At 42.0% G+C, this 23,170-nt stretch carries 20 protein-coding genes; 3 read left to right on the plus strand and 17 right to left on the minus strand.

Translation table 11 applies throughout. The features are described from left to right. The first annotated feature begins 2 nt into the window (after positions 1–2). Entirely contained in the window at positions 3–2,138 is a 2,136-nt protein-coding gene (locus ACOYVE_RS06160) for a DUF5916 domain-containing protein (RefSeq protein WP_422881270.1), read from the plus strand. Positions 2,139–2,166: 28 nt separating this feature from the next. On the opposite strand, the gene ACOYVE_RS06165 is transcribed toward ACOYVE_RS06160, so the two are convergent. The 3 genes from ACOYVE_RS06165 to ACOYVE_RS06175 are packed head-to-tail and all read right to left on the minus strand — an operon-like array spanning position 2,167 to position 4,290. Beyond that, complete coding sequence (locus ACOYVE_RS06165) at positions 2,167–2,991, minus strand: phosphatidate cytidylyltransferase (protein WP_422881272.1); 825 nt, start codon at positions 2,989–2,991, stop codon at positions 2,167–2,169. Continuing rightward, entirely contained in the window at positions 2,981–3,337 is a 357-nt protein-coding gene (locus ACOYVE_RS06170; protein WP_014856299.1) for a DUF2007 domain-containing protein, read from the minus strand. Before ACOYVE_RS06170 ends, ACOYVE_RS06165 begins: the two co-directional genes overlap by 11 nt. Then, positions 3,334–4,290 (minus strand): type II CAAX prenyl endopeptidase Rce1 family protein, encoded by a 957-nt coding sequence (locus ACOYVE_RS06175; protein WP_014856298.1) that lies wholly within the window; start codon positions 4,288–4,290, stop codon positions 3,334–3,336. Before ACOYVE_RS06175 ends, ACOYVE_RS06170 begins: the two co-directional genes overlap by 4 nt. A 60-nt stretch (positions 4,291–4,350) precedes the next feature. Between ACOYVE_RS06175 and ACOYVE_RS06180 the strand changes: the two genes are divergently transcribed. After that, positions 4,351–5,037 carry an SPOR domain-containing protein gene (locus tag ACOYVE_RS06180; protein ID WP_014856297.1) on the plus strand — a complete coding sequence of 229 codons (687 nt, stop codon included), beginning with the start codon at positions 4,351–4,353 and terminating at the stop codon, positions 5,035–5,037. Here the strand turns inward: ACOYVE_RS06180 and miaB are convergent. From miaB to htpX, 11 genes are all read right to left on the minus strand, one after another. Beyond that, complete coding sequence (gene miaB / locus ACOYVE_RS06185; protein WP_014856296.1) at positions 5,011–6,336, minus strand: tRNA (N6-isopentenyl adenosine(37)-C2)-methylthiotransferase MiaB; 1,326 nt, start codon at positions 6,334–6,336, stop codon at positions 5,011–5,013. The two genes, ACOYVE_RS06180 and miaB, sit on opposite strands and share 27 nt — an antisense overlap. A gap of 70 nt (positions 6,337–6,406) precedes the next feature. After that, entirely contained in the window at positions 6,407–9,784 is a 3,378-nt protein-coding gene (gene mfd / locus ACOYVE_RS06190; RefSeq protein WP_422881275.1) for a transcription-repair coupling factor, read from the minus strand. A gap of 88 nt (positions 9,785–9,872) precedes the next feature. Continuing rightward, positions 9,873–11,072, minus strand: a complete 1,200-nt coding sequence (locus ACOYVE_RS06195; RefSeq protein ID WP_422881276.1) for a pyridoxal phosphate-dependent aminotransferase — start codon at positions 11,070–11,072, stop codon at positions 9,873–9,875. A 69-nt stretch (positions 11,073–11,141) separates the two neighbouring features. Next, the gene (locus tag ACOYVE_RS06200; RefSeq protein WP_014856293.1) at positions 11,142–11,801 is read right to left on the minus strand and encodes a heme exporter protein CcmB; all 660 of its coding nucleotides are present in this window, start codon (positions 11,799–11,801) and stop codon (positions 11,142–11,144) included. A gap of 1 nt (position 11,802) precedes the next feature. After that, complete coding sequence (locus ACOYVE_RS06205; protein ID WP_014856292.1) at positions 11,803–12,444, minus strand: ABC transporter ATP-binding protein; 642 nt, start codon at positions 12,442–12,444, stop codon at positions 11,803–11,805. After that, the gene (locus ACOYVE_RS06210; protein WP_422881278.1) at positions 12,437–14,053 is read right to left on the minus strand and encodes an MXAN_6640 family putative metalloprotease; all 1,617 of its coding nucleotides are present in this window, start codon (positions 14,051–14,053) and stop codon (positions 12,437–12,439) included. Before ACOYVE_RS06210 ends, ACOYVE_RS06205 begins: the two co-directional genes overlap by 8 nt. After that, complete coding sequence (locus tag ACOYVE_RS06215) at positions 14,050–16,185, minus strand: FG-GAP repeat domain-containing protein (protein WP_422881279.1); 2,136 nt, start codon at positions 16,183–16,185, stop codon at positions 14,050–14,052. The genes ACOYVE_RS06210 and ACOYVE_RS06215 overlap by 4 nt, the downstream gene beginning before the upstream one ends. After that, positions 16,124–16,600 carry an acyl-CoA thioesterase gene (locus tag ACOYVE_RS06220; protein WP_422881280.1) on the minus strand — a complete coding sequence of 159 codons (477 nt, stop codon included), beginning with the start codon at positions 16,598–16,600 and terminating at the stop codon, positions 16,124–16,126. Before ACOYVE_RS06220 ends, ACOYVE_RS06215 begins: the two co-directional genes overlap by 62 nt. After that, positions 16,575–17,330 (minus strand): outer membrane protein assembly factor BamD, encoded by a 756-nt coding sequence (locus ACOYVE_RS06225; protein WP_014856288.1) that lies wholly within the window; start codon positions 17,328–17,330, stop codon positions 16,575–16,577. Before ACOYVE_RS06225 ends, ACOYVE_RS06220 begins: the two co-directional genes overlap by 26 nt. Before the next feature lie 58 nt (positions 17,331–17,388). Beyond that, a complete protein-coding gene (locus ACOYVE_RS06230) occupies positions 17,389–17,967 on the minus strand; it encodes a hypothetical protein (protein ID WP_422881281.1) in 579 nt (192 codons plus the stop codon). Next, complete coding sequence (gene htpX / locus ACOYVE_RS06235; RefSeq protein WP_422881283.1) at positions 17,967–18,818, minus strand: zinc metalloprotease HtpX; 852 nt, start codon at positions 18,816–18,818, stop codon at positions 17,967–17,969. Before htpX ends, ACOYVE_RS06230 begins: the two co-directional genes overlap by 1 nt. Positions 18,819–18,943: 125 nt before the next feature. Between htpX and porQ the strand changes: the two genes are divergently transcribed. Beyond that, positions 18,944–19,870 (plus strand): type IX secretion system protein PorQ, encoded by a 927-nt coding sequence (gene porQ / locus ACOYVE_RS06240; protein ID WP_157867360.1) that lies wholly within the window; start codon positions 18,944–18,946, stop codon positions 19,868–19,870. On the opposite strand, the gene ACOYVE_RS06245 is transcribed toward porQ, so the two are convergent. Genes ACOYVE_RS06245 through ACOYVE_RS06255 form a run of 3 tightly spaced genes read right to left on the minus strand, consistent with a single transcriptional unit; the run spans position 19,871 to position 23,160 of the window. Further along, complete coding sequence (locus ACOYVE_RS06245) at positions 19,871–21,022, minus strand: tetratricopeptide repeat protein (RefSeq protein ID WP_014856284.1); 1,152 nt, start codon at positions 21,020–21,022, stop codon at positions 19,871–19,873. It abuts the gene before it with no gap. A gap of 8 nt (positions 21,023–21,030) precedes the next feature. Beyond that, positions 21,031–21,681 (minus strand): tetratricopeptide repeat protein, encoded by a 651-nt coding sequence (locus ACOYVE_RS06250; protein ID WP_014856283.1) that lies wholly within the window; start codon positions 21,679–21,681, stop codon positions 21,031–21,033. After that, a complete protein-coding gene (locus tag ACOYVE_RS06255) occupies positions 21,682–23,160 on the minus strand; it encodes a cellulose synthase family protein (RefSeq protein WP_014856282.1) in 1,479 nt (492 codons plus the stop codon). Positions 23,161–23,170: the final 10 nt, after the last annotated feature.

The raw sequence follows: 23,170 nt of genomic DNA on the forward strand, positions 1-23,170 counted from the left end.
TTATGAAAAAATCAGTATTGTTATTATTGCTGCCTTTGATAATTTATGCCGCCAATGAAGAGAAGGTAATGAAGTTAAAGAAAATCGATACGGATATTAAAGTCGACGGGATAATTGACGAAATTTGGAGCGTTGCCGATTCGACGGACGATTTTTTTCAATTGTCGCCTTATTATTCGCAAGCGCCGAGCAGAAGAACCGTCGCCAAAATTTTGAGCACGGAGAACTCTTTATTCTGTTTAATTATTTCTTATGACGATCCGAAAAACATACAACGTTATACCGGTAAACTCGACGACGCAAGCGGGGATGTCGTATCGATAATGCTCGACACATTCGGCGACAGAAAGACCGCATATAAATTTGCCGTTTCAGCCTCCAACGTAAGAGCCGACTGCCGGCTGCTCGACGACGCGCGTAATCGGGATTACAATTGGGACGGTATCTGGTTCTCGGCGGCAAAAATCTATAACTGGGGCTTTGTCGTCGAAATTGAAATTCCGTATAAATCGCTTCAATACGACGAAAATCTTCAATTCTGGGGATTGGATTTCGACCGCTGGATACCTAAGCTGAAAGAAGATTTATACTGGTGCGTTTACGAACAAAACGAAGGACAGCGCATTTCAAAATTCGGCAAGCTTGTCTTCGATCAATTCAAACCATCGGTAAAAGGATTGAATCTTGAAATTTATCCCACTACTTACGGCAAATACAGCAGTCTTGACAATAAACTCAAACCCAATTTCGGTCTCGATATTTTTTATAACCCGTCTCCGCAATTGACATTCCAGGCGACCGCTAATCCGGATTTTGCACAAATCGAAGCCGACCCGTACAATTTCAATATTACCAGATACGAAACCTACTTCTCCGAAAAGAGACCGTTTTTTATTCAAGGCAATGAAATTTTTATGCCCGCGGGCAAACAACGCAATTGGGGATTCTACAGACCGATGGAACTGTTCTATTCGAGAAGAATCGGGAAATTGCTGCCGGGCGGCAAAGAAACGCCGATTAATTTCGGCGCAAAAGCATTCGGTAGAATCGGCGTGTGGCAATACGGCGGCTTTATTGCAAGAACTCCGGAAGTCGAATATACAGAAGACGATTCGACTAGAATCGAACCCTCGGCGCTCTTCGTATCCGGCAGACTGAAGCGTCAGATTATGGAAAATTCCGAAATCGGCGTATTATTCGTCGGGAAACAAACCGCAGGCGGAGCCGACGGCGTTCTCGATATCGACGGGGCTTTCAGAAATTCCAATTGGCAACTTGCTTATCAATTAGCCCGTTCGATTCAAAATTCCAAAGGAGATTATGCCGCTTCGATGGGATATACGAACATGACAAACGACTGGATTGTTATGTTTCGCTCCCGTTACGTAGGCAACGATTTCAATATCGACCAGGTGGGTTATGTTCCCTGGCGCGGTACTTTCGAAGCCGTAGGACTTGCAGGACCGGTTTGGTTTATGGACAAAGGCGCAGTATCCCAGATATTAATTTATACAGGACCAGCAGTCAATTATGAGAAAGTGGACGCTTATACCGACAGAGCATGGGTATTCGGTTTCAACATGCAGTTCAGAAGCCATTGGGGATATGAAATAAACACCGATTTCGGAAAAGCAAAAGACGACACGGTCAAATACGATTATTACTCAATCAATTTCAGCTCCTGGATTAATCCCGATCCTTCGTGGTGGGGAAACGTCTGGGGCGGGTATTCGAAGACCTACAATTTTTCCCGAGAATACCTCGCATTTTACAGCTGGGCGGGCGCGAGCTTCGGCTGGAATATTACGAATTTCATTAGCCTCGGCGCTTCTACAAACCTCTGGATCGAAGGCAATCCCGACAATAAGATTGAAGAAATAACATTCAATACGCGGCCGTGGATTTCCGTGACTCCTCTGAACGATTTGAATTTCTATATCTATATCGACAATCTTTTTCTCAGATCTTCGGATCAAATGGAAAGAATATTCGTCGGCGCGCTCTTCTCGTATCAATTTCTTCCGAAGAGCTGGATTTATCTGGCAATCAACGATTTACGCGAACGGAACGACAGGCGCGCCATGGCTTCAATCGAAACCGTCAGCGTTTTCAAAATAAAATACTTATACTATTTCTGATGTCTTTACCGCTACAAAAATTCTCTAACTAAAAAGTCGTCCAGTAATAGAGGTAAATATAGACCAGCGGAGCGCTGTAAATCAGGGAATCGAAACGGTCGAAAATTCCGCCGTGACCCGGTATTACCGAAGAGGAATCCTTCACGCCGGAATCTCTCTTCAACATACTTTCGGCAAAATCGCCAATTTGGCCAAACACTCCTATAATCAATCCTATAATAACGCCGTCTTTGAGCGTAAGAACATCGAGCAATAAAAATTTAAAAACAACCATTGTAGCAACCGCAAAAACCAATCCGGCGATCGAGCCTTCCCAACTTTTATTGGGACTTATTCTCGGAAAAATTTTATGCTTGCCTAATGCTGTTCCAATAAAATAAGCGGCGGAATCGCAAACCCAGATAGAAGCCAAAATTCCAATTATCAAATATCCGCCGTTATCATAAAGAAAGAACGAATCGCTGTAAAATTCGCGTATTGCGACAAGCGCAGAAGAAAACATCCCGATATAAAATATACCCGTTAACGTAGCTCCGATGTTGGCAACCGCCGATTCTTTGTTACGAAACATTTCCCACATCAAAGCGACGGCGACAATTAAAAAAGCCAGAATTTCAAATTCCACAAAATAAAAGTATGCGTTAAATATCAACGCTATTATAGTGATTGAGCCTAGAATAACATTCGGATAATATTTTCTTCTTTTAAGCATACCGGCGAATTCCGCAAAGGACGTTATTCCTATGAACAAAGCAAAGAACAGAAACGGACCTTTGCCGGCGATTGCAAGAAATAAAATTACGGGTATTCCGAACAGAGCAACGATTACTCGTTTTGTAAGATTACTCTTCATTCCCCGCTTCCTCCGAATTTTGCGTACGGCTATTGATATCCCGGATAATTTCCAGAGCAGAATCGACATCGTTCTTTCTGACCAGAATTTTAACGATTGCCAGATCGCCCACCGTCGGATAGCTCCGGTCTTTCTGAGATAAAATGAGAGTTTCGATATCCGCGCTTTCCAGATTCGCTTTATACATTTCCGCCTCGATATTATCGGAACACGTATAAACCACCACCCAATCTTCGGGGTGCACCAAATGCCCCTCGAATTCTTCTCTGGTTACCAATTGCACTCCGCAATCGGGACATTCTTGTATTCCTTCAACATATTCGTACTCGCATTTCGGACAAATCATAGTTCACCTTTTGTTTGTTCTTCTAATTTATACTTCCTGTTTACATAAAATACAAAGGCGGCAAAGAGAATAATCAAGACGACAAGACTGATAAAGTATACTAAAACGTCCTTTTCAGGCACAACATTCGAGCTTATCAACTCCTGTTCTCCCAAAATCAAATAGGCTGTAACGGCGAAAAAATTATTCAGGAAATGGAGAATCATCGGCACAAATATCGACTCGCTTTTATATGCGGCAAATCCAAAATACGTTCCGAGCGCTATCAAAGGAATCAAACCGTACGGATTGAAATGATAGATTCCGAAAAACAATCCCGTAATAAGCGCGCTGAGAAACGGAGAAAATTTTAGCTGGAAACTCGACAGAACATAACCCCTGAAAAAGACTTCCTCGCATATTGCCGGAACGACCGCAATAATGAATATTATAAGCGAAGCCTCGAATATCGAATTTGACACGAGCAAACTGCCGTATGCGCTTTCGAGCAGTTTATCGAGCTGGTCTACAATCTCTTTTATCGATTTAATCGCGCCGTAGTTTTCCGCCGCTTTCGCGATCAAATAATTCTGAATATAGAGATAATTCTGGAGCAAAGGTGTAATTATTATCATCCCGATTACGAAAAGAACTATTTCCTTTTTATCTGGCACTTTGAACTTTAGTATGGAAGTTACGTCGGTATAAATAAATTTAGCAAGCAAAAGCGAAGGCAAAAGAATCAAAAGTATTTGTCCGCCCGCCGTCAGCAATCTTACCGCATTGACGTCGGCTTTATCGATTTCGAATCCGAATATCAACAGCGTAAGGAGCGCTCCTCCGAATTGGTACAGCACAAAGACCAGAGCAAGCCCCAGAAACGCCGCGCCCGCAGGAGTGATGCTTATCTTGATCTTTTGCTCTTTATCTTCGCCGTCTTTGAACTCGGGAAGAGAATTTCTTTCTTCGTCCATAATTTTTGCTATTTTTGTTATAAGCCAATGACAATATAATAAATTAGAATACGAAAAATAATGACCGGAAATACCAAATATTTTACAGGCGCGCTCTTTCTGATAATCTTTTTCGGCGGAATAATAAAAACTTTTGCGCAGGAAATCGACATTAAAGACGCGCTAATCGATATTGAAAAAGGGGAGATAGATAAAGCCGCCGAATTTCTCAAGCAAAATTATTCGACATCCGATCCGTCTATTTTATTTCTCGACGCCGTATTAACCAAAGACGGAAAAAGCGCTCTGAATAAATACACAACTATTTTTGAAAAATTCCCTGAGAGCCGTTATGCCGATGCGGCCCTTTACAGAATCTTTACATATTACTATTCCGTGGGAGCTTATAACAAAGCGGAGTACTATCTCGATTTGCTTAAGGCGAAATACCCTTCTTCCCCTTATCTAAAATTTACAGACAGAAATCTTCCGGATACAACTGACGAAGAAGAGGAAATAAACGAATACCGATACGCCGTACAGGCCGGAGCATTCTTAAAAAGGGATAACGCTGAGCGTCTGGCAAATCAGTTGAAAGCCGATGGATTCGAATGCGTAATAATCAACAGGGAAATAGGAGGCAGCATTTTCAATATAGTTCTTGCAGGAAAATTCGAAAATGAGAACGACGGCCGCCCGCTGCTCGAACTGCTCGAGAATAAATTCAATATAAAAGGACGATTAGTCGACCTCGACCGGGACAGGTGAGGCGCCGAACAAAGTGGCTGAAGTTGCCCGAGTAATCTCAATTTTCACATAATCTCCCACTTTTATATCGTCGCTCTTAGGAAATACGGCAACTTTATTCGTATCCGTTCTGCCGGACAAAAATTCATCCGATTTTTTACTGACTCCTTCAACCAATACCACTTCCTCTTTGCCTATCAAAGACTGGTTGATTTCATACGAAATCTGCTGTTGAAGATCGATTATTTCGTTCAATCTTCTGATTTTAATTTCTTCGGGAACGTCATCGGTCATACTGTAAGCTTTCGTTCCTTCGCGCGGAGAATACTTGAACATATACGCCCCGTCGTATTTCACTTCTTTCATAACTTCGAGAGTCATGCGGTGGTCTTCTTCGGTTTCGGTCGGGAAACCGGCAATTATATCTGTCGAAAAACTCACGCCGGGAATTATTTTGCGCGCTTTTTCAATCAGGTTGAGATAATGTTCGATAGTATAAGTTCTGTTCATCAATTCCAGTATTCGATTAGAACCCGATTGAACGGGCAGGTGAATATAATTACAGATATTGTCGTGTTCCGCTATGGCGTAGAGAAGTTTATCCGATAAATCCTGCGGGTGAGAAGTAGTAAACCGGATTCTCATTTCCGGCGCCGCATCAGCGCATGCAGAAAGTAAATCCGCAAAATCTCTTCCGTTGTCGTTATAAGAATTGACGTTCTGACCGAGGAGAGTTACTTCTTTGAAATTCCTCTCCGACAACGATTTTACTTCGTTGACAATAGAATCGAGCGAACGACTTCGTTCCCTTCCCCTTGTAAATGGCACAACGCAAAAAGTACAAAACTTATCGCATCCTCTCATAACCGATATCCAGGCGCTTATGCCGTCTTCCCTGTAAGGAATAATATCGTCGTAAGTTTCAGTGCGCGATAGTTTAACGCCGATACCTTTTTCGCCTCCGAAAGCGTGATCAATATATTCCGGCAGTCGCCTGTATTCGTCGGGTCCTACCACCACGTCCACAATCTTTTTTTCTTCGATAAGTCTTTTCCTTAGGCGTTCAGCCATACAACCCAAAATTCCGATGACCGCCTGCGGATTTTCCCGTTTGATGCGTTTCAAGTGATCGAGTCTGTGAAATATCTTTTGCTCGGCATTGTCTCTTACGCTGCACGTATTCAAAAGAATTACGTTTGCCTCGTCGATATTACGCGTAACTTCAAAGCCTTTGTTTTTCAAGATTCCCATTACCAATTCGGAATCGGCAAAATTCATCTGACATCCGTACGTTTCGATATATACGTTGTTTTTATTCATGCGTTCCTGTAGTTTTGAATTTGAGCTACAAAATTAAACAGTTTCGGACTGATTAACAAGATGAGAGGTATTAATTTAGCGCCTCCGCATTAGGACTGTATACTCCGGTCATCTCCGATATTTTTCGGGTAAATGTGATCATAAATTTAAGTATGTCTTCGGGATTATTAAAATTATTCGTTATCTCCAGTTTAAGTAGATCCTTTTGCTGAACGAAGCGAACCTTTTTGCCGAAATTGGAATTGATATATTCGAGTATCGGGACGAACTTACTTTTGTAATATTCTTCCCTGGTTCCCTTGGGCAGAATTACTATTACTTTCTCTTTCTGAATTACTATTCTTTCCCACAAAGCAAACGAAGCATAAAAACGGAGACGCGCTACGTCGATTAAATTTTCCACGACTCGCGGTATTTTGCCGAAACGGTCTTCCATTTCTTCGACAATTTCCCCGGCTTCGTCGATTTTAACCATGGAAAACAGAGCCGTATAAAAGCCAAGCCTGTCGGACTGGTCGGGCATATAATCGGCGGGGATGCCGATTTCAAAATAAGTATCGATTGTCGGTTCGGAGCGTTCGACTTGCTTGGGCAGATCGCTGAAAATTTCTTTGAACTCGCTTTCTTTCAACTCTTCCACCGCTTCGTCGACGAGTTTCAGATAGAGGTCGAATCCGACAGAATCGATAAAGCCGCTTTGTTCGGTGCCGAGCAAATTGCCCGCGCCTCTGATTTCGAGATCTCGCATCGACAAACTGAAACCTTCTCCCAGGTCGGTATATTCTTCGATTGCCTGGAGACGGCGGAACGCTTTTTTCGTTATATTATTGACAGAAGGCACAAGAAAATAGGCGTATGCCTGCCTGTCGCTCCTTCCGACTCTGCCGCGCAACTGGTGCAGCTCGGCCAATCCGAACCTGTCAGCGCGGTTCACTATTATCGTATTTACGCTCGGAATATCGATACCCGATTCGATAATCTTTGTCGATATCAGCATGTCGTATTTCTTTTCGAGGAAATCGTGAATCACCTTTTCGAGCTGAGCGGGTTTTAACTGTCCGTGCGCAATTCCTACTTTAATTTCCGGAATATGTTTCTTTATATATGCGGCTATTTTTTCTATCGACTGCACCCTGTCGTGAATAAAATATACCTGTCCGCCTCTTTTGATTTCAGTAAGGACCCATTCCCTCACCTTTTGGATGTCGAATGTGTCTACTTTTGTAAAGATGGGCTGTCTGTTGGGCGGCGGAGTTGCAATAATCGAAAGGTCGCGCGCTCCCAGTAAAGAGAGATTCAAAGTTCTCGGTATCGGCGTAGCCGTAAGCGTCAACGTATCGACGTCGGCTCGCAAAGACCTTAATTTTTCTTTTGCCATAACTCCGAATCGGTGTTCTTCGTCGATTATCAAAAGTCCAAGGTTTCTGAAGCGGATATCCTTCGACAATAACCGATGCGTTCCTATTATAATATCTATTTCGCCTCGAGCCAGTTTTTCTACAATCTCTTTTTGTTCTTTTGCAGAACGGAACCTCGAAATGACTTCAATTCTAACCGGAAACTGAGCGAGTCTGTCCCTGAAAGTATTGTAATGTTGCTCTGCTAAAATTGTAGTCGGAACAAGCACCGCCACCTGTTTATTGTCGTTTACGGCTTTAAAAGCAGCTCTTACGGCAATCTCTGTTTTACCGAATCCGACATCCCCGCAAACGAGTCTGTCCATCGGGATTTCGCTTTCCATATCCGTTTTCACTTCTTCGGTAACGCGCGCCTGGTCGGGAGTGTCTTCATACATAAACGAAGCTTCAAGTTCCTTTTGCCAAATTGTATCGGGACTGAAAGCAAATCCTTTCGACATTTTTCTTTTGGCATAGATAGTAATGAGCTGTCGAGCGGCTTCTTTGATTTTGTTTTTTACTTTTTTCTTGGTCGATTTCCACTCGCCCGAGCCGAGAGCCGATAGATTCGGCTTTGCATTATCTCCGGAGGAATACTTTTTTACAAGCGACAGATAATTAAGATTGACATATACAACGCCGCCTTCCGCATATAAAATCTTAATCGATTCCTGCTCCACATTGCCTATTTTAATCGTCTGCAGACCCGCGTATTGACCGATGCCGAAATTTTCGTGCACGACGTAGTCGCCGATTTTAAGGCTCGAAAGGTCGCGAGCCTTCGATTTCTTCGAAGTTCTTTTAGCCTTCTTTTGAGCTTCCGAAAGGCGGGTTCTGTATGGTTTATTGAAAATTTCATAATCCGTCATCAGCAGAAACCGGTTTTCCTTAACTGCGAATCCCGATTTTACCGGCAACTCGATAATTTTGATTAATCCGCTTTCATAATATTTCCTAACTTCATCGTCGTATTCCGCAAACAAATCATTGAGACGTTTTTTCTGCAGTTCGTTTTCGACCGCGACCAATATTTCGAATTCCTGAGCGGAATATCTTTTCAAGGACGTAAAGAGGAGTTCGTAATTTGAATTGATATGCGGAGCCTCGCTCAAACCGAGATTTATTCTTTCGTCGTGAATTCCGATGTGATCTTCAAGTATCCAAAAAGCGTTTTTTTCGAAAAGAGTTTCCATGCGGAATTCAACTTTGTTGTTTTCTTCATCTTTTTTACGGGAGTAATTCTCGATTTCATTGTCATAAAGTTCGTATTTCAATTCTTCGTCGAGGTCGTCCCTATCTATGCGGTCGGCGCTATTAGTGTTTTTATCGACGCCGATATTAGTCAGATGGTAATCCGACGCAAAAACGTACGGCGATTCGAGGTAATCGAAAATATCAGATGTCATTTCGTCTTCAGCGCAGGAGGACGCTAGCGTAACAAAATCGACTTTGTGAGTAGAGCGCTGCGATTCCGGATCGAAATACCGGATCGATTCAATAAAATCTCCGTCGAATTCGACCCTGCAGGGCAATTTTTCGCTGTACGACCAGAAATCGACTATCGAACCGCGCAGCGCATATTCTCCCGGCTGATCGACATATTTATCCTGGTCGTAATTGATCAGGTTGAGATATTCAATAAGTTGATCGTAAGGAAGTTCTCCGCCGATTTCAACTTTTGTAGTGTTTTTGCCCAGCGCATCTCTGGAAGGAAATTTTACCTTCAGCAATTCATAAGTCGAAACAAGTATGAAGGATTTACGTTTCGAAATGTCTGTTAATTTTTCCTGAATATCGTCGCCTTCAAAATTTTCGAGCGCTATCAAGTGTTCGGACAAACCTAGCAGTGAAAGCTCGACGCTCAATTCTTTCAATTCGCGGGGCGACGCGGCAAATATTAATATCCGCATATCGTCGCGATAAAACGATTGAACGAACAGACTTTTAAATGAGCCTTCCAGAGGAGATACGAAAACTTTTTTTTGCTTCCGCTTTAGCGGTTCGAGCAGCTTATTATACGGAGTTAATTTTTCTATGATTTGTTTATCCATAATGTTATTTATTTAAAATGACGCACGCTTTCCCTCTTTCTCGGAAGGAAAGCAACTTTACAAATATTATTTTCAAATCCGGCTCTACTCAAACTAACAGTTCAAGGGCGTTCTTAATTCTTTTAATGCCTTCCGCAATCCGATCCATCGAAGTGGAAAATGAGATTCTAATACAATTTTGATTACCGAACGCTATTCCCGGAACAACAACTACGCGCGCTTCGTTCAAAAGGAAAAGTGAAAACTCGAATACGCCGCCAATAATTTTGTCTTTGAATTTTTTACCGAGGTAATAAGAAACGTCGGGGAAGACATAAAATGCTCCTTCAGGTTTCGATGTAAAAATTCCTTCGATCGAATTTAATTCTTCGAATAGAAAATCGCGTCTTTTTTCGAATTCCTTTCGCATAATCTCCACAGACTCCTGCGGACCTTTTAGAGCTTCCAGCGCCGCGTACTGTGAAACGGTGGAAGCGTTGGAAGTGGAATGGCTTTGTACTTTTGCCATTGCTTTAATAATTTCCCGTTCTGCCGCAGCATATCCGATACGCCACCCGGTCATAGAATAAGCTTTCGAATGTCCGTTTACAAGAATCGTTCTCTTTTTGATCTCCTCGCCGAGAGACGCCACGCTTAGGAATCCAATGCCGTCGTAAATAATCTTCTCGTAAATTTCATCGGTCAAAATCAAATAATTTCCCTTTCGGAATGTTTCCTTCAGCGCGTTTAATTCACTTTCGTGAAAGACGCTTCCGGTAGGATTCGACGGGTTGCATAATATCAACATCTTGGTCTTGGGAGTAAGAGAAGATTCCAAAAGTTCGGGCGTCAATTTAAAACCCGTTTCGACTGAAGTATTTATAAAAACGGGATTTCCTCCCGCCAGTTTTACCATTTCGGGATACGACACGTAATAAGGAGCGGGAATCAAGACGTCGTCGTTCTCTCCCACAAGAGCTTGTATGGCGTTATAAACGCACTGCTTCGCCCCGTTCGATACAATGATTTCATCGGGAGAATACGATAGTCCGTTATCCCTTTCGAGTTTGTCCGCAATCGCCTTGCGCAGTTCGAGAATTCCCGTATTCGCGGTATACTTGGTTAAATTCAGTTCAATGGCTTTAATTGCGGCGTTCTTGATGTTATCGGGCGTCGGAAAATCCGGTTCGCCCACGCTAAAGTCCACAATATCTTCGCCTTGCGCCCGTAATTCGATAGCCCTTTGAGCAATCTGCATAGTAAGAGACGCTACGGCGCGGTTTATTCTTTCCGGAAATTCGAAATCCATAAAAAATGCATTTAAAATTTATTTTTCGGTTGACAAAGATAATAAATTAACCGGTACAGTATTTGTAAATTATTCTTTCCAGATAAAATCGAAAAGCAGGTACGAAGCCGTTAACATAATTACATCGTAGGAAACCAGAACGAGTATTTCGGTCGTCGAATCTGCAACGCTGTTGCCGTCCATTGCAAATTTCGTTAGTTCGAGGAGAATTAAAATCAGAGGCAAAAGAATCGGAAATGAAAGCACCGGATAGAGCGTCCCTTTCGACGAAGCCTTGGATATGATTGCGGCTATAATCGTGGAAGAAACGGCAATTCCAATATTCCCCAATAAAAAAGCGATCAGGAACAACAACAAATTATTGATAATAAAAGATTCGAAGAGAATTGCAAAGAGAAATGTAATCGCAAAATTCATAAGGAATACAAGTATGAGGTTGAAAAGCAATTTGCCCGAAAAAATCGTAGATGGCGAAGCTATTAAATGGAGAGTAAGAGTCGTGCCTCGTTCCTCTTCGGAAACAAAGGCTCTCGAAAGACCGGACATAGCCGAGAAAAAGATTACCACCCACAACAATCCCCCCGTCAGATATTCGCTTATCTTTTCGCTGCCGATCGAAAACATTATTACGCTAATGGTAACAAGAATAAACATCGAAAGGGCGTTTAACGCATAACGGGTTCTTAGCTCGGATTCCCAATCTTTTTTGAAGAGATAATATGCTTTCATTCTAAATGCCGTTATTCTTAAAATTTTCCAAATTGATTATTTCGCCGCACAACGAGAGGTCGGACTCCTCGTTCGACGCTATTATAAAAAGTTTATCGTTTCGGTTTTTATCGATAATTTCATAAACCTTTTCCTTGCCGGGAGTATCGAGATTCGACGTGGGTTCGTCGAGTATTACCAGAGACGGGTTGTGAATCAAAGCGAAGATAAATTTCAAACGCTGCTTCATACCGGAAGAATAACCTCTGATAACGTCGTCTTTTCTTTTATAAATATTCAATTCGCTTAAAAGAAAATTCGCATACTCTTCATCGTAATCAATTCCCCTGATTTTTGAAAAATAGAGAAGGTTTTCGCGCGCGGTAAATTCGTCGTAAAGGAACAGATAGGGCGAAACAAATCCGATGTAATTATGAAGATGTTCGTAATTTATTTTTTTGTCCCCGTGAAGATGGATCACTTTCCCTTTTGTAGGAGAAATCAAATTGGCTATAATTTTAACAATCGTCGATTTTCCCGAACCGTTGGGACCGGCGACTCCGTAAATATTACCCGAATCGAAACGGCGATCAATGCCGTTGAATACAAGTCTTCTGCCGAAGTACTTTACAAGATTTTCCAGTATTACGCTGTAACTATTCATTAATCACCACAAATTTTCCTTTTTTAGTTTCGTCGTCTGCTTTAATAACATAAAAATAGACGCCGGTTGAGAGTCGCTCGCCGCTGCCGTCGCGCACATCCCATTTAACCAGATTTTTATCCGACACAAATACCCGGAGCTCGCCGGAATAAATCAAATCCATGTCGACCGAAAAAACATACAGGTCTGCCGCGCCGCTCAAAGAACGCGGAGACGGCAGGCAAATAAAATCATCCGAAGCATAATTGAACGGCTGCGGGAACGGAAATTCTTCGTCGGTTATAACCGTCGTGGAATCGATCAATTTATTATTCAACACGGAATTTTCAGTAATAAGAAATGCAGATTGGCAAACCAATTTGGAATAATACTTATCGGTAATCCATTTGTAGCCTCCGTCGTCGTGGTCTGCAAGAAAATATGTAAGGGGCAATTCGGACGAAGGGTTTAGCACTCCGTTTGTCACGTCGCTGTTAGAAAGAATTGCCGTGAGAGTGTCGACAAGCGAAATAAAAGAGATATAATTAACCGAAGCCGGTCTGGTATTAATATCCACCGAAACGACCGGTTTGTCGAAATCGATACTCATCAGGGGTTTTATAACGGGATAATTTTCCGCTTCTTCGAAATACTTGCCCGGTTTCGACCTGTATCCCGTAAAATAAATCCAGTTCGAGAACTCGGCGAACTCTGCCTTAAAGTCGGAACCGTATTCTTTAATGGCGTCGGCTATTGCATAAAGCGCCCGCTCTTCTCTCATTAACTCCCAGGTTCTTTTGAGTATATCGAATCCGAACCTGTCTTTCAAAAAGATGTTCCAAACGGCGAGATTGTAGCCGCTATTCTGAGAAAACGAACGGTTGGTATTAACAAAATACGAATAAATGTACGCATAATAATCGTTGATATCGTCGAACACAAACTCTTCCATTGCAGTGGAAGAAAGCTCGTGATAATATTGGTCGGTCGATCTGTAGATATAATTTCCCACCTGAATTGCATGATGGAATTCGTGAGCTACCGAAACCCGAGCGCCGTTTATACCTTGAGTGTAATAACGGTCGAAGTCGTTGTCGATGACAATATAACTCGTATAAGTTTCCTTTCCGATCAAATCTTCGGTGCGCGTTTCCCCGTAGAGACCGCCGCTCATATTTTGAATGTAGACGTCGTACTTGTCATCCCCTCCGCCGCCGTAATCTTTCGGGGGCGGCGGATAACCCAGAATATTGACCTCGTAATTATAAACCGAGTCGAGCGCTTCCGACAACAGATTCAAATCGTAAGCAGGTTTGTGCAATCCCGACTTATTAAAATGGATTCGAAAAAAGCCCGATTTAGTAACGATGCTCGTATCGGTCTGCGGCCTGGACAAAAAAGAAGACAAAATCTGCCGTTGTTTTATGCTGAAGTTCGAATAGTTTTCTTTGATTTGATTGTAGATACCCGTTCCGCATTTTACGTAATCGCCCGACATAGAGGCAACGGATTTCAAATCGGTATCGCTATGTCCTCTGGTAGAAAGAAAAAAATTGTAAAGCGAATCGAGATTTTGCGCATAAGAATCGATCGTCACAAATACCGTCAGCAGAAAGAACAATTTCTTCATCTAATAATTCTCAATTTAATTATATTATTATTTGACCCGGGAGCATAAAGAATCAGGTCGCTATTATTTTTAAACGGAAATGAAATATAATTATTAACTGTTTCAGAATCCAAAACGGTGTCGGTTTCGACCGTTTTGTAATCTTCTTTCAAAACAATTTTTTTCAATTTTGCGGTCGCCGCGTCGACAAAAAACATTTCCAATCGATTGCCCTTCTTTTTGAACTGAATAGTGTATTCCACAGGCCGTATATTTTTAATTTCGAAATCGATTATCGTTTCGCTTCCGAGCAGAATAAATTTTGTAAGTGTACTTTCCGTCAGTATAACCGCAGTAATCAATTCATTTGATTGCGGGTCTTTATAACATTCGAGGTTAATTTTTGTCAAATCGGACAAATAGAAAGCTCCTAATTTAACGCTGTCCTCTTTAGCGGCCAATCTTTTAATTTCTTTTTTTATTAAAACCAGACTGTCGTTTTCATTTATTAACGAAAAGATCGCCGGGTATGTTTCATATTCCAAAGCCGCCGTCAGCGGGTTATTTCCCGCGCTGTCCGCTCCAGCGCGCACAAACCTGAAATCCCTGTAATCGTAAGTTTCGAGAAGCAATCTCGATTTATTTTCCGTAACGGTATAAATTCTTTGTCTGTCTTCCAACCGGTCGTTAAACAAGAGCAAGTCTTTAATTCTTCCTTTGGTGTAAAGAATTCTTCGAGTCGGTCGGAACAAATCGAGTCTCAGTATCTCAATTAACGATGTGTTTGGATTGTAAAAATAGAAATCGATTTTATTTTTATGCTTGACGGTTTTGACTATATTGTAGCTGTCCTGAAGTGGGTATCGATAAAGAGTATCGGGAATCAATCTTTTATTCAGAGTAATTAAAATCAGGTCGTTTCTATTTTTATCGATATAAAAATAAGCTTCCGGAATATTTCGCTCGCCCGCTACAATTCCCAATGAAAGCGCATCCGAGCCAAAACTCGTTAAATCAAAATCCCCGAATTTATTTACCCTCGATATTACAATTATCTTCCCGTCCCTCAACAGAAGCGCCAGTTTCGGGAGTCCTTTTTCTTTATAAACAGAAATATCCGCTAAATTTCTGTCTTTATAAAGCAGCAAGGGTTCATAAAATTCCGAACCGGCTTTGCCGTAAATCAGATATACTTCGCCTTCGGAATAACTTGCCATTAAAAGATCGTTAATGCCGTCGCCGTTCAAATCCGACACAATTAAATCATCCGATTTTACAGGAAGCTCAATATCGAAACTGTTGCGAAACGACGAAACGGTATCGCCGACAAAAACGCGCAATCGGTCGCCGTATGAAATCAGCAAGTCAGTAAACCCGTCCGAATTCACGTCGGAAGCTATCAAATCTTCAGGATAATCGGAGAGTTCAATTTTTCTCGACTCGGAAAAAGATAATTCCTGATTATTATAAAAGAATACAAGACGATTTGCAAGGATATCGTAGGCAACTATGTCGCTAAAACCGTCGTAGTCGAAATCGGCGGAGGCAATCAACGGAAAAACCCTGTTGTCCGTAATTTGAGAATATGCGTAGGTATTTTTTTTACCGGCATTAATCAAAGTTAAACCTTCGAATGCGTAACCGCCGACAATTATTTCCTTGTTGCCGTCACTATTTAGATCGAGGCAGGTAATTCGAGAAGGCACGTCGTCAAACTTTTTAATATTATTTTTCGATAATATTCCGTTTTTCGAGATTGTCGCCAACCCGACATTCCTGCTTTTTCTGGAAAGCCAGCAAAAGATATTCGAATTCTTAGACGAACTGTAGAATTCGAGTTCGTTAACCGTTTGTCCGAAATTGAACCGGCGGTATTTATTTCCGGAGACAACCGCCATTAAATTTTTATTATTTCTTAAAAGGATGAATTCATACGAGCCGTCCCTGTCGAGATCGGCGGGCATAATATTGTCCGGCAGGAAATCCGCATCATCTTTAATACCCTCAAAGAGAACGTCTACTTTACAAAAGCCGTTTATGGGAATTTGAGCCGAAAGAGAAGATGCAAAAAAAAGGAAAACGAGCAGAAGTTTAAGCAGTATTGAGTCTTTGCCTGCGCCTTTGAAGAGCTTCTTCGTAGCGTTTTTGTTCATCAGGTGTTTCCGGTTGTATTTCATTGGTTTCGACGGGTTTGCCATTTTCGTCCACACTCACGAAAGTTAAGAAAGCAGAATTTGTATGAATTTTTTTTCTTTCCACAAATGATTCCGCATAAACTTCGACGCCGACCTCCATCGATGTTTTAAATGCCCTGTTGACAGACGCAACCAAAGTTACCACTTCCCCGACTTTAATCGGGTGATGGAAATCAATTCTGTCTACGGAAGCAGTAACGCAAACTCTGTTCGAATGTTTTGCCGCCGAAAGAGCGGCGCAAATATCAATCCAGTGCATCAATTGTCCGCCGAGCAAATATCCCAATTGGTTGGCATGGTTCGGCAGAACCAATTCGGTCATCGTTACCGTAGAATCTTTAACTTTCTTAATTTGCCTTTGCCGTGAGTCCATTTAATTCCGCTTGTAATTTTTCGATTTCGTCAGCTCTTTCGTCATTAGGATATCTCGTCAAAAAGACCGCTATATCATTGAGCGCCTCGTTAGTCATTCCGCGTCTTATTTCAATTTGAATTTTACGGTACAAAGCCATCGGAGCGAATCTGGTATCGTGGTACGTATCGACTACAAAATCGTAATACTTCATTGCAGCCTTTTCGTATTCCATCTTTTCGTAAATAATTCCGCTTTCGTATTCTTTTCTGGCAAGTTTGTCGTTCAATTCCACAATTTTTCTTTCGGCTTCTTCCACTTTCGGATTAGCGGGAAATATATCGATGAAAGCCTGAAATTCTTCGATTGCTTTTTTGGTGTACGATTGGTCTAACTGAAACGGCGGCGAAAGGTTATAATACGAATCGGCAAGCATGAATTGAGCGTCGGGCACATGCGGACTTGTGGCATAATTTTGAATCAACTTGCTAAATTCGTACGCCGCCAGAAGAAACTGTTCTCTTTTATAATATGTCATAGCCAGATAATATTGAGCGTCGTCGCTTACCGTGCTACCCGGAAATTGGAGCAATATGCTGTTAAATTCCAGTACAGCCTGTTCGTAGTCGCCGTCTTCGTACAATTTCATAGCATAAGAAAAATACTCCTCGGCGTTAAATTTAGATGTGTCTACCATTCCAGAACAAGCGGTTACAATCAAGGCAATTGCGAATAATCTCTTATAAGGCATAAAGTGAATTTCCATTTTTAAATAACAAAAATATATAAAGATTGCCACTTAAAGAAATTTAATTGCTTCTGACGGTAAAGAGCAAAATGACAGAAGTTATCAAAGTGGCTACGATCAACACTGGCTGCAGTAGATCCTTAAGTTTAGTTTTATCCGGCAGCTCTCCCTGTTCAACAGGCAATTTCATCAAGTCGTTAACGGCATAATCATCGTACAGAAGCGTATCGGTTACCGAGCCGGAGAACAGTGAATTTCCGAAACCGGATTCATTGGGGTATACCAGCATTCCGTGCATATTTAATTTACGTTCGAGAAAATCGTCCGTAAAGAATCCGCGTTCAATTAACGAGTAAGAAGCCGAAGCGTCGTTAATTACGAGAATAACTTTATTTTTGCCGCCGACGTTTTCATAATCGAAATTATTCTGAAAATAATCCAGAAGATACGGTCTGAGTCCTTCCAATTTACGGGGCAAAGAAATAATCAAGTTATAATCGTGCATTGTCGAAATAAGCGAAGCTTGTTCCTTCAAAGCCGCATCTATCAGTTTGTCGATTATTTTATCCTGCGAAAAGCTGTAATTCGAAGCGCCCGCAAACAGAAAAAGGATCAATATTTTTTTCCACAAGTTTGACATTATCTTCTGCCGTCGGCAATTTCTTTGAGTCTTTTAATTCTCTCTTCGATAGGCGGATGCGTCGAGAATAATTTGGCGAACGATTTACCCGAAAGCGGGCTTACGATAAACATATGCGCCGTCGATTCTTTGGCGGTTCTCATCGGAATAACTTCGTTGGCTTTAGAAAGTTTATCCAGAGCCGAAGCAAGTCCCATCGGATTACCCGAAATCAAAGCGCCGCCTTCGTCCGCCATGAATTCGCGCGAGCGCGATATTGCCAACTGAATTAGCATTGCGGCAATTGGAGCAATAATAATAAGAGCAAGCTCATAGAAAATATTGCCGTCTCTGTCGTCGTTTCTGCTTCCGCCGAACATTGCCGCCCATCCGGCCATCCTCGCAATCAATGTAATGGTTCCGACCAGCGTAGCGGCAATTGTGCCTACGAGAATGTCCCTGTTTTTAATATGCGTCAACTCGTGTGCAATTACGCCTTCGAGCTCGTCTTCAGAGAGTATATTCATAATGCCCGTAGTTACAGCCACCGCGCTGTGTTCGGGATTTCTGCCAGTAGCAAACGCGTTCGGAGTTTGAGAATCGATAACATATACTTTGGGCATCGGCAAATTTGCTTTCGACGCCAGATTTTCGACTATTCTGTAGAAAACCGGATATTCGGCGCGGGAGACCTCTTTTGCGCGGTACATCGATAATACAATTTTATCGGAAAACCAGTACGAGCCGAAATTAAGGAGTAACGAGAAGACAAATGCTATGGTCATTCCCGCTTGTCCGCCCAAAAGATTGCCAACGAATAAGAAGAGAACCATCATGACCGCCATTAAAGCCGCAGTTTTAAATCCGTTCATACATTACCTTCCGTTTTGTTTTTGAATCTAACATTTTCTAAAAGCTCAATGTTCCCGGGTGAGATTTTAATAGCTTGCCTTTCTATAATAATATAGTTAAAATCGCAAAACAAAAAAATGGCGCCATGAAAAATACGATTTTATTTGGAATATTACTTTTTAGTTTTTCAACTGCTTTTCCGCAAACATACAAATTCCTAAATCTAGATACGAGTCCGCGCGCGGCGGCATTGGCAGGCGGATTTGTTTCCGCAAACGACGACCCGAATGTTATTTTCTATAATCCCGCAGGAATTAACTTACTCGAGGGAATTCCCGTATCATTCTCTTTTGTAAATCACCTTATGGATATCAATTCGGCGTCTTTATCGGCAGTTAAGGAATTTCGATTCGGAAAACTTGGCGCGGCGGTAAAATACGTTAGCTACGGCGACTTCACAAAAGCTACTTCCACAGGCGAAAAAACGGGCAGTTTCGGAGCCGCCGATATCGCTTTTATTTTAGGCTACGGAAATAAACTCGACGACAATTTCTATTACGGTATAAACACGAAATTTATCTATTCCAGCATCGACGAATACAGTTCTTCCGCTTTAGCAGTCGATCTGGGCTTGCATTACGAATTTTCCGAGTCGATGTGGAATATCGGATTTTCCGTGTTGAATATAGGCAGTCAATTGTCGACATACGCAGAAATCGACGAAGATTTGCCGCTCGACGTACGCGTCGGCGTTTCGAAACAGTTAAAAAACGTGCCGTTCCGTTTCTATTTTTCCCTGAACAAATTAAACCGGGAACAGGAGAGTTTAGCCGACAGGCTTCGTAATTTTACTTTGGGAGCCGAAGTTAAATTAGGCGCAAGTTTCAGACTGCGATTCGGATACGACAGCGAAAAGAGGAAAGAACTTAAAATCGGGTCGAGCGCCGGGCTGGCGGGCCTCAACCTCGGTTTCGGATTCAACGTAAAGAATTATACGCTCGACTACGGATTTTCGTCGATGGGTTTTATCGGTTCGATTCACAGATTCGGAATTTCGACCAATCTCGAATAATTACTTGCCGTAAGGCTTTTTCAAATATTGTTCGGCAAGTTTATGAGAATTGCTCCTTTCCCTCATAGTCAGCGTTTCGCGGTAATATTTTATTGCCTGCTGTCTGTCGCCTTTTAAGTCGTATAACATTCCCAAATAGAGCACGGTATTGATCAGAAAACCGGACTCTTTGTCTTTGTCGAGTTTACGGGACAACTTTTCGGAAACCGTAAAATAGTAGATGGCGGAATCGACATTATTTGTATTCTTATAATTCAATCCGACATAATAACTCGCTTCCCTCTTATAATAACTGTTGTAACCCGGCATACCTGTTACGCATTTCGAATAGATATCCCGGAATATTTCCGAGGCTTTATCGTACCTGTTTTCTTTAACAAAAGTTAGTCCGTAATATTTCTGGAAGTTGGGATTATTCGGATAATCCGCCAGAAGAATTGAAGCCCACTTTCGGGTTTCGTCCATATTTTCCTCGAACTGAAAATTCAATGTCATAAGAAAATATCTCGATTCGATGCGGGCATATCTGCCTTTGAGCGCGACGTATTCGAGTTCGCTCAAGCCTTTTTCGCGGTCGCCGTTTGGAAAAAAAATCATAAGCGGTTTGACCGCGGGAAATTTCTCCGGAATGACTTCGGCATAATAATGATAAATGCCAAATCCGAATTGAACATCGGGATTCTGCGGATCGGCTTTATAAAATCGGTAGAGCAACTCGAGTCCTTCTTTACCGTCGAGAGCGGCTTTGAGCCATTTTTCGCGAATGCCCAACAATCTGCCTCTGAATCCGATTGCTCCGCCTTTGAAGAAAAGCGCGTCTTTATTGTTCTTGTTTTTTTCCAGAATTCTATCGCAAATTTCAATAACTTCTTCCAACTGCTCCATAAACTCGTCGTCCAGACTTTCGTCTTCGAGTTTAAGAAGAATACGCCACCAGGTAATCATAGCTTTAAAAAATTTGCCGGAAGGATGAGTAGGATATTCTTTTATTACCGCGTCGAATGTATTTTCGGCTTTTTCGAATTGAATCCCGTATATCTGATCGATGCCCGCTTTTACGAGCGAGTCGTGCCGAGCCCAATCGTAATCCTGCGCCGCTACGGGCAAAGTTAATATGATAAATAATACGAGTTGTGAAAAGAAATATTTCATGGCGCCTCTCAGACGAGCCCTGTGTCGATTATCCTGTTTATTTCTTCAATTTTCCTTTTAAAATAATCCGCCTTTTCCGGATTAGATTTCGCAAGGTCTTTGTAGACCGCGATTGCATCTTTATAATTCCGCTGAGCTTCGTAAATTTTAGCCATTGTTTCGGTGACGATTCTTGTCTTCGGAATTTCGGGTACGGAAACTACAGTATCTTCCCCCGCATCAGGATTGTATTTGATTCGCGCTTTGCTCAATTCCTCAGCCAATTCTTCCAGTTTGTCTTCAATGGAATTTTTTCCGCCGTTTTCGTCAGCGATAAATTCGTGCACTTTCAGTTCGTCCAGAGATTTAATATCATTCTCTATCTTCTCTATCATCTCAAGATAATAATTTCCGGACATAGCGTTTTCGTATAATGAGGAAGCCTTATGAACATCCTCTTTGGCTTCTTTAATTTTGCCCGAATAAGCATATGCGACGGCTCTAATGTAATAAGCGGTAGGATAATCGGGGTATTGTTCCAATCCCCCGTTCAGAATTTCAATCGCCTCATGCGGTTTTCCTTCGTCGAGCAATATCTTGCCGACGCGGGCAAAAAGAGGCGATCCGGGATTGAATTCGTAAATCAGTTTAATTTTATCTTCTGTAATTTTTTTGTTCAATTATAACCCATCGTTTAACTGACGTTTCTTTATGTACGCTTGTCTCAGAGACATTAAAGACACACCCGCAAAACCGGTAAAGAACATCAACTGAAACGGCAAGGCCGCAATTTCCATAAAATATATTGACGCCACGACGCCTATCAAACAATAAACGGCTAAAATCAACTCGACGTAAGTCGACGCCTGCACACGGGTCGATTTAAAATACTTGTTTTTAATCGGATTGTCGTTTTTTGTAACGACCTTGAATTTGGGCGTTCTAACAAACTCGCTTTTACGATTCAACAATCCTTCCATGACCGCTCGCGTATTGTTCAAAGCGAGCCCCATACTACCCGCCATAAAAAGCGGGAACAACACAATCCTTTTGCGCCAGTCGGAATAAACGTCTTTTTGAGCAAACATGTAAAAGAGAAACGAACCGATGAACGCTATGACAAAGATTGCCATTATGTTAAAAAAGCTCCAGTAAGGTCCGGCGTTTTTAATAAAAATCAGCGGCACATTCAAAATACCCGCAAGCAAAATAAAAGGGAAGACAATATTGTTTGTAAGATGAAAAGTGGAATGAAGTTTAAGTCTCAGCGGAATGTCGGATTTCCATACAAGCGGCAGAATTTTTTTAGCCGTTTCGACAGCTCCTTTTGTCCATCGGAATTGTTGAGCTTTGAACGCATTCATTTCGGCGGGTAATTCCGCCGGGGTCGTAAAATCTCTCAGATAAATAAATTTCCAGCCTTTTAACTGAGCCCTGTAACTTAGGTCGAGGTCCTCGGTCAGGGTATCGCCTTCCCAGTTGCCTGCATCTTCAATACAGTCTTTGCGCCAGACTCCGCCCGTTCCGTTGAAATTGATAAAAAATCCGGCTTTGTTTCGCACCGTTTGCTCTATTACGAAATGACCGTCGAGAGCCAAAGCCTGTATACGGGTAAGAAGCGAATAGTCTTCGTTGAGGTGTTCCCATCTTGTTTGCACCATCCCAACTTTATCATCGTAGAAATACCGGAGAGTGTTTTTAAGAAAATCTTTTTTGGGAATGAAGTCGGCGTCGAAAATAGCAATGAATTTCCCCTTAGCTGTTTTCAATCCTTCCTTCAGAGCTCCGGCTTTAAATCCTTCGCGCGATTCTCTTCGTATATGCTTGATATCAAACCCTTCTTTTCGCTTTTCTTCAACGAGTTTTGCAACCACTTCAACAGTCTCGTCCGTAGAATCGTCGAGCACCTGGATTTCTAGCTTGTCTTTCGGATAGTCCATACTGCAGACCGCGTTTATCAGTCTGTCGACAACGTACATTTCGTTGTATATCGGCAGTTGAACCGTGACTGTTTCCAGAGGCAAGTCGTCTTTAGCCCGGTGCATTTTTTTCTTATACTTTTCATGATAATAAATCATAATAAAACCGTAGCTGCCGAAAAAAAGGAGTATCGACAGCGAAAAGATGTAAGCGTATAAAATTATTTCATCGAGTATCATATTCCTCTCC

The organism is Melioribacter sp., assembly GCF_049325435.1.
GTDB lineage: Bacteria > Bacteroidota > Ignavibacteria > Ignavibacteriales > Melioribacteraceae > Melioribacter > Melioribacter roseus.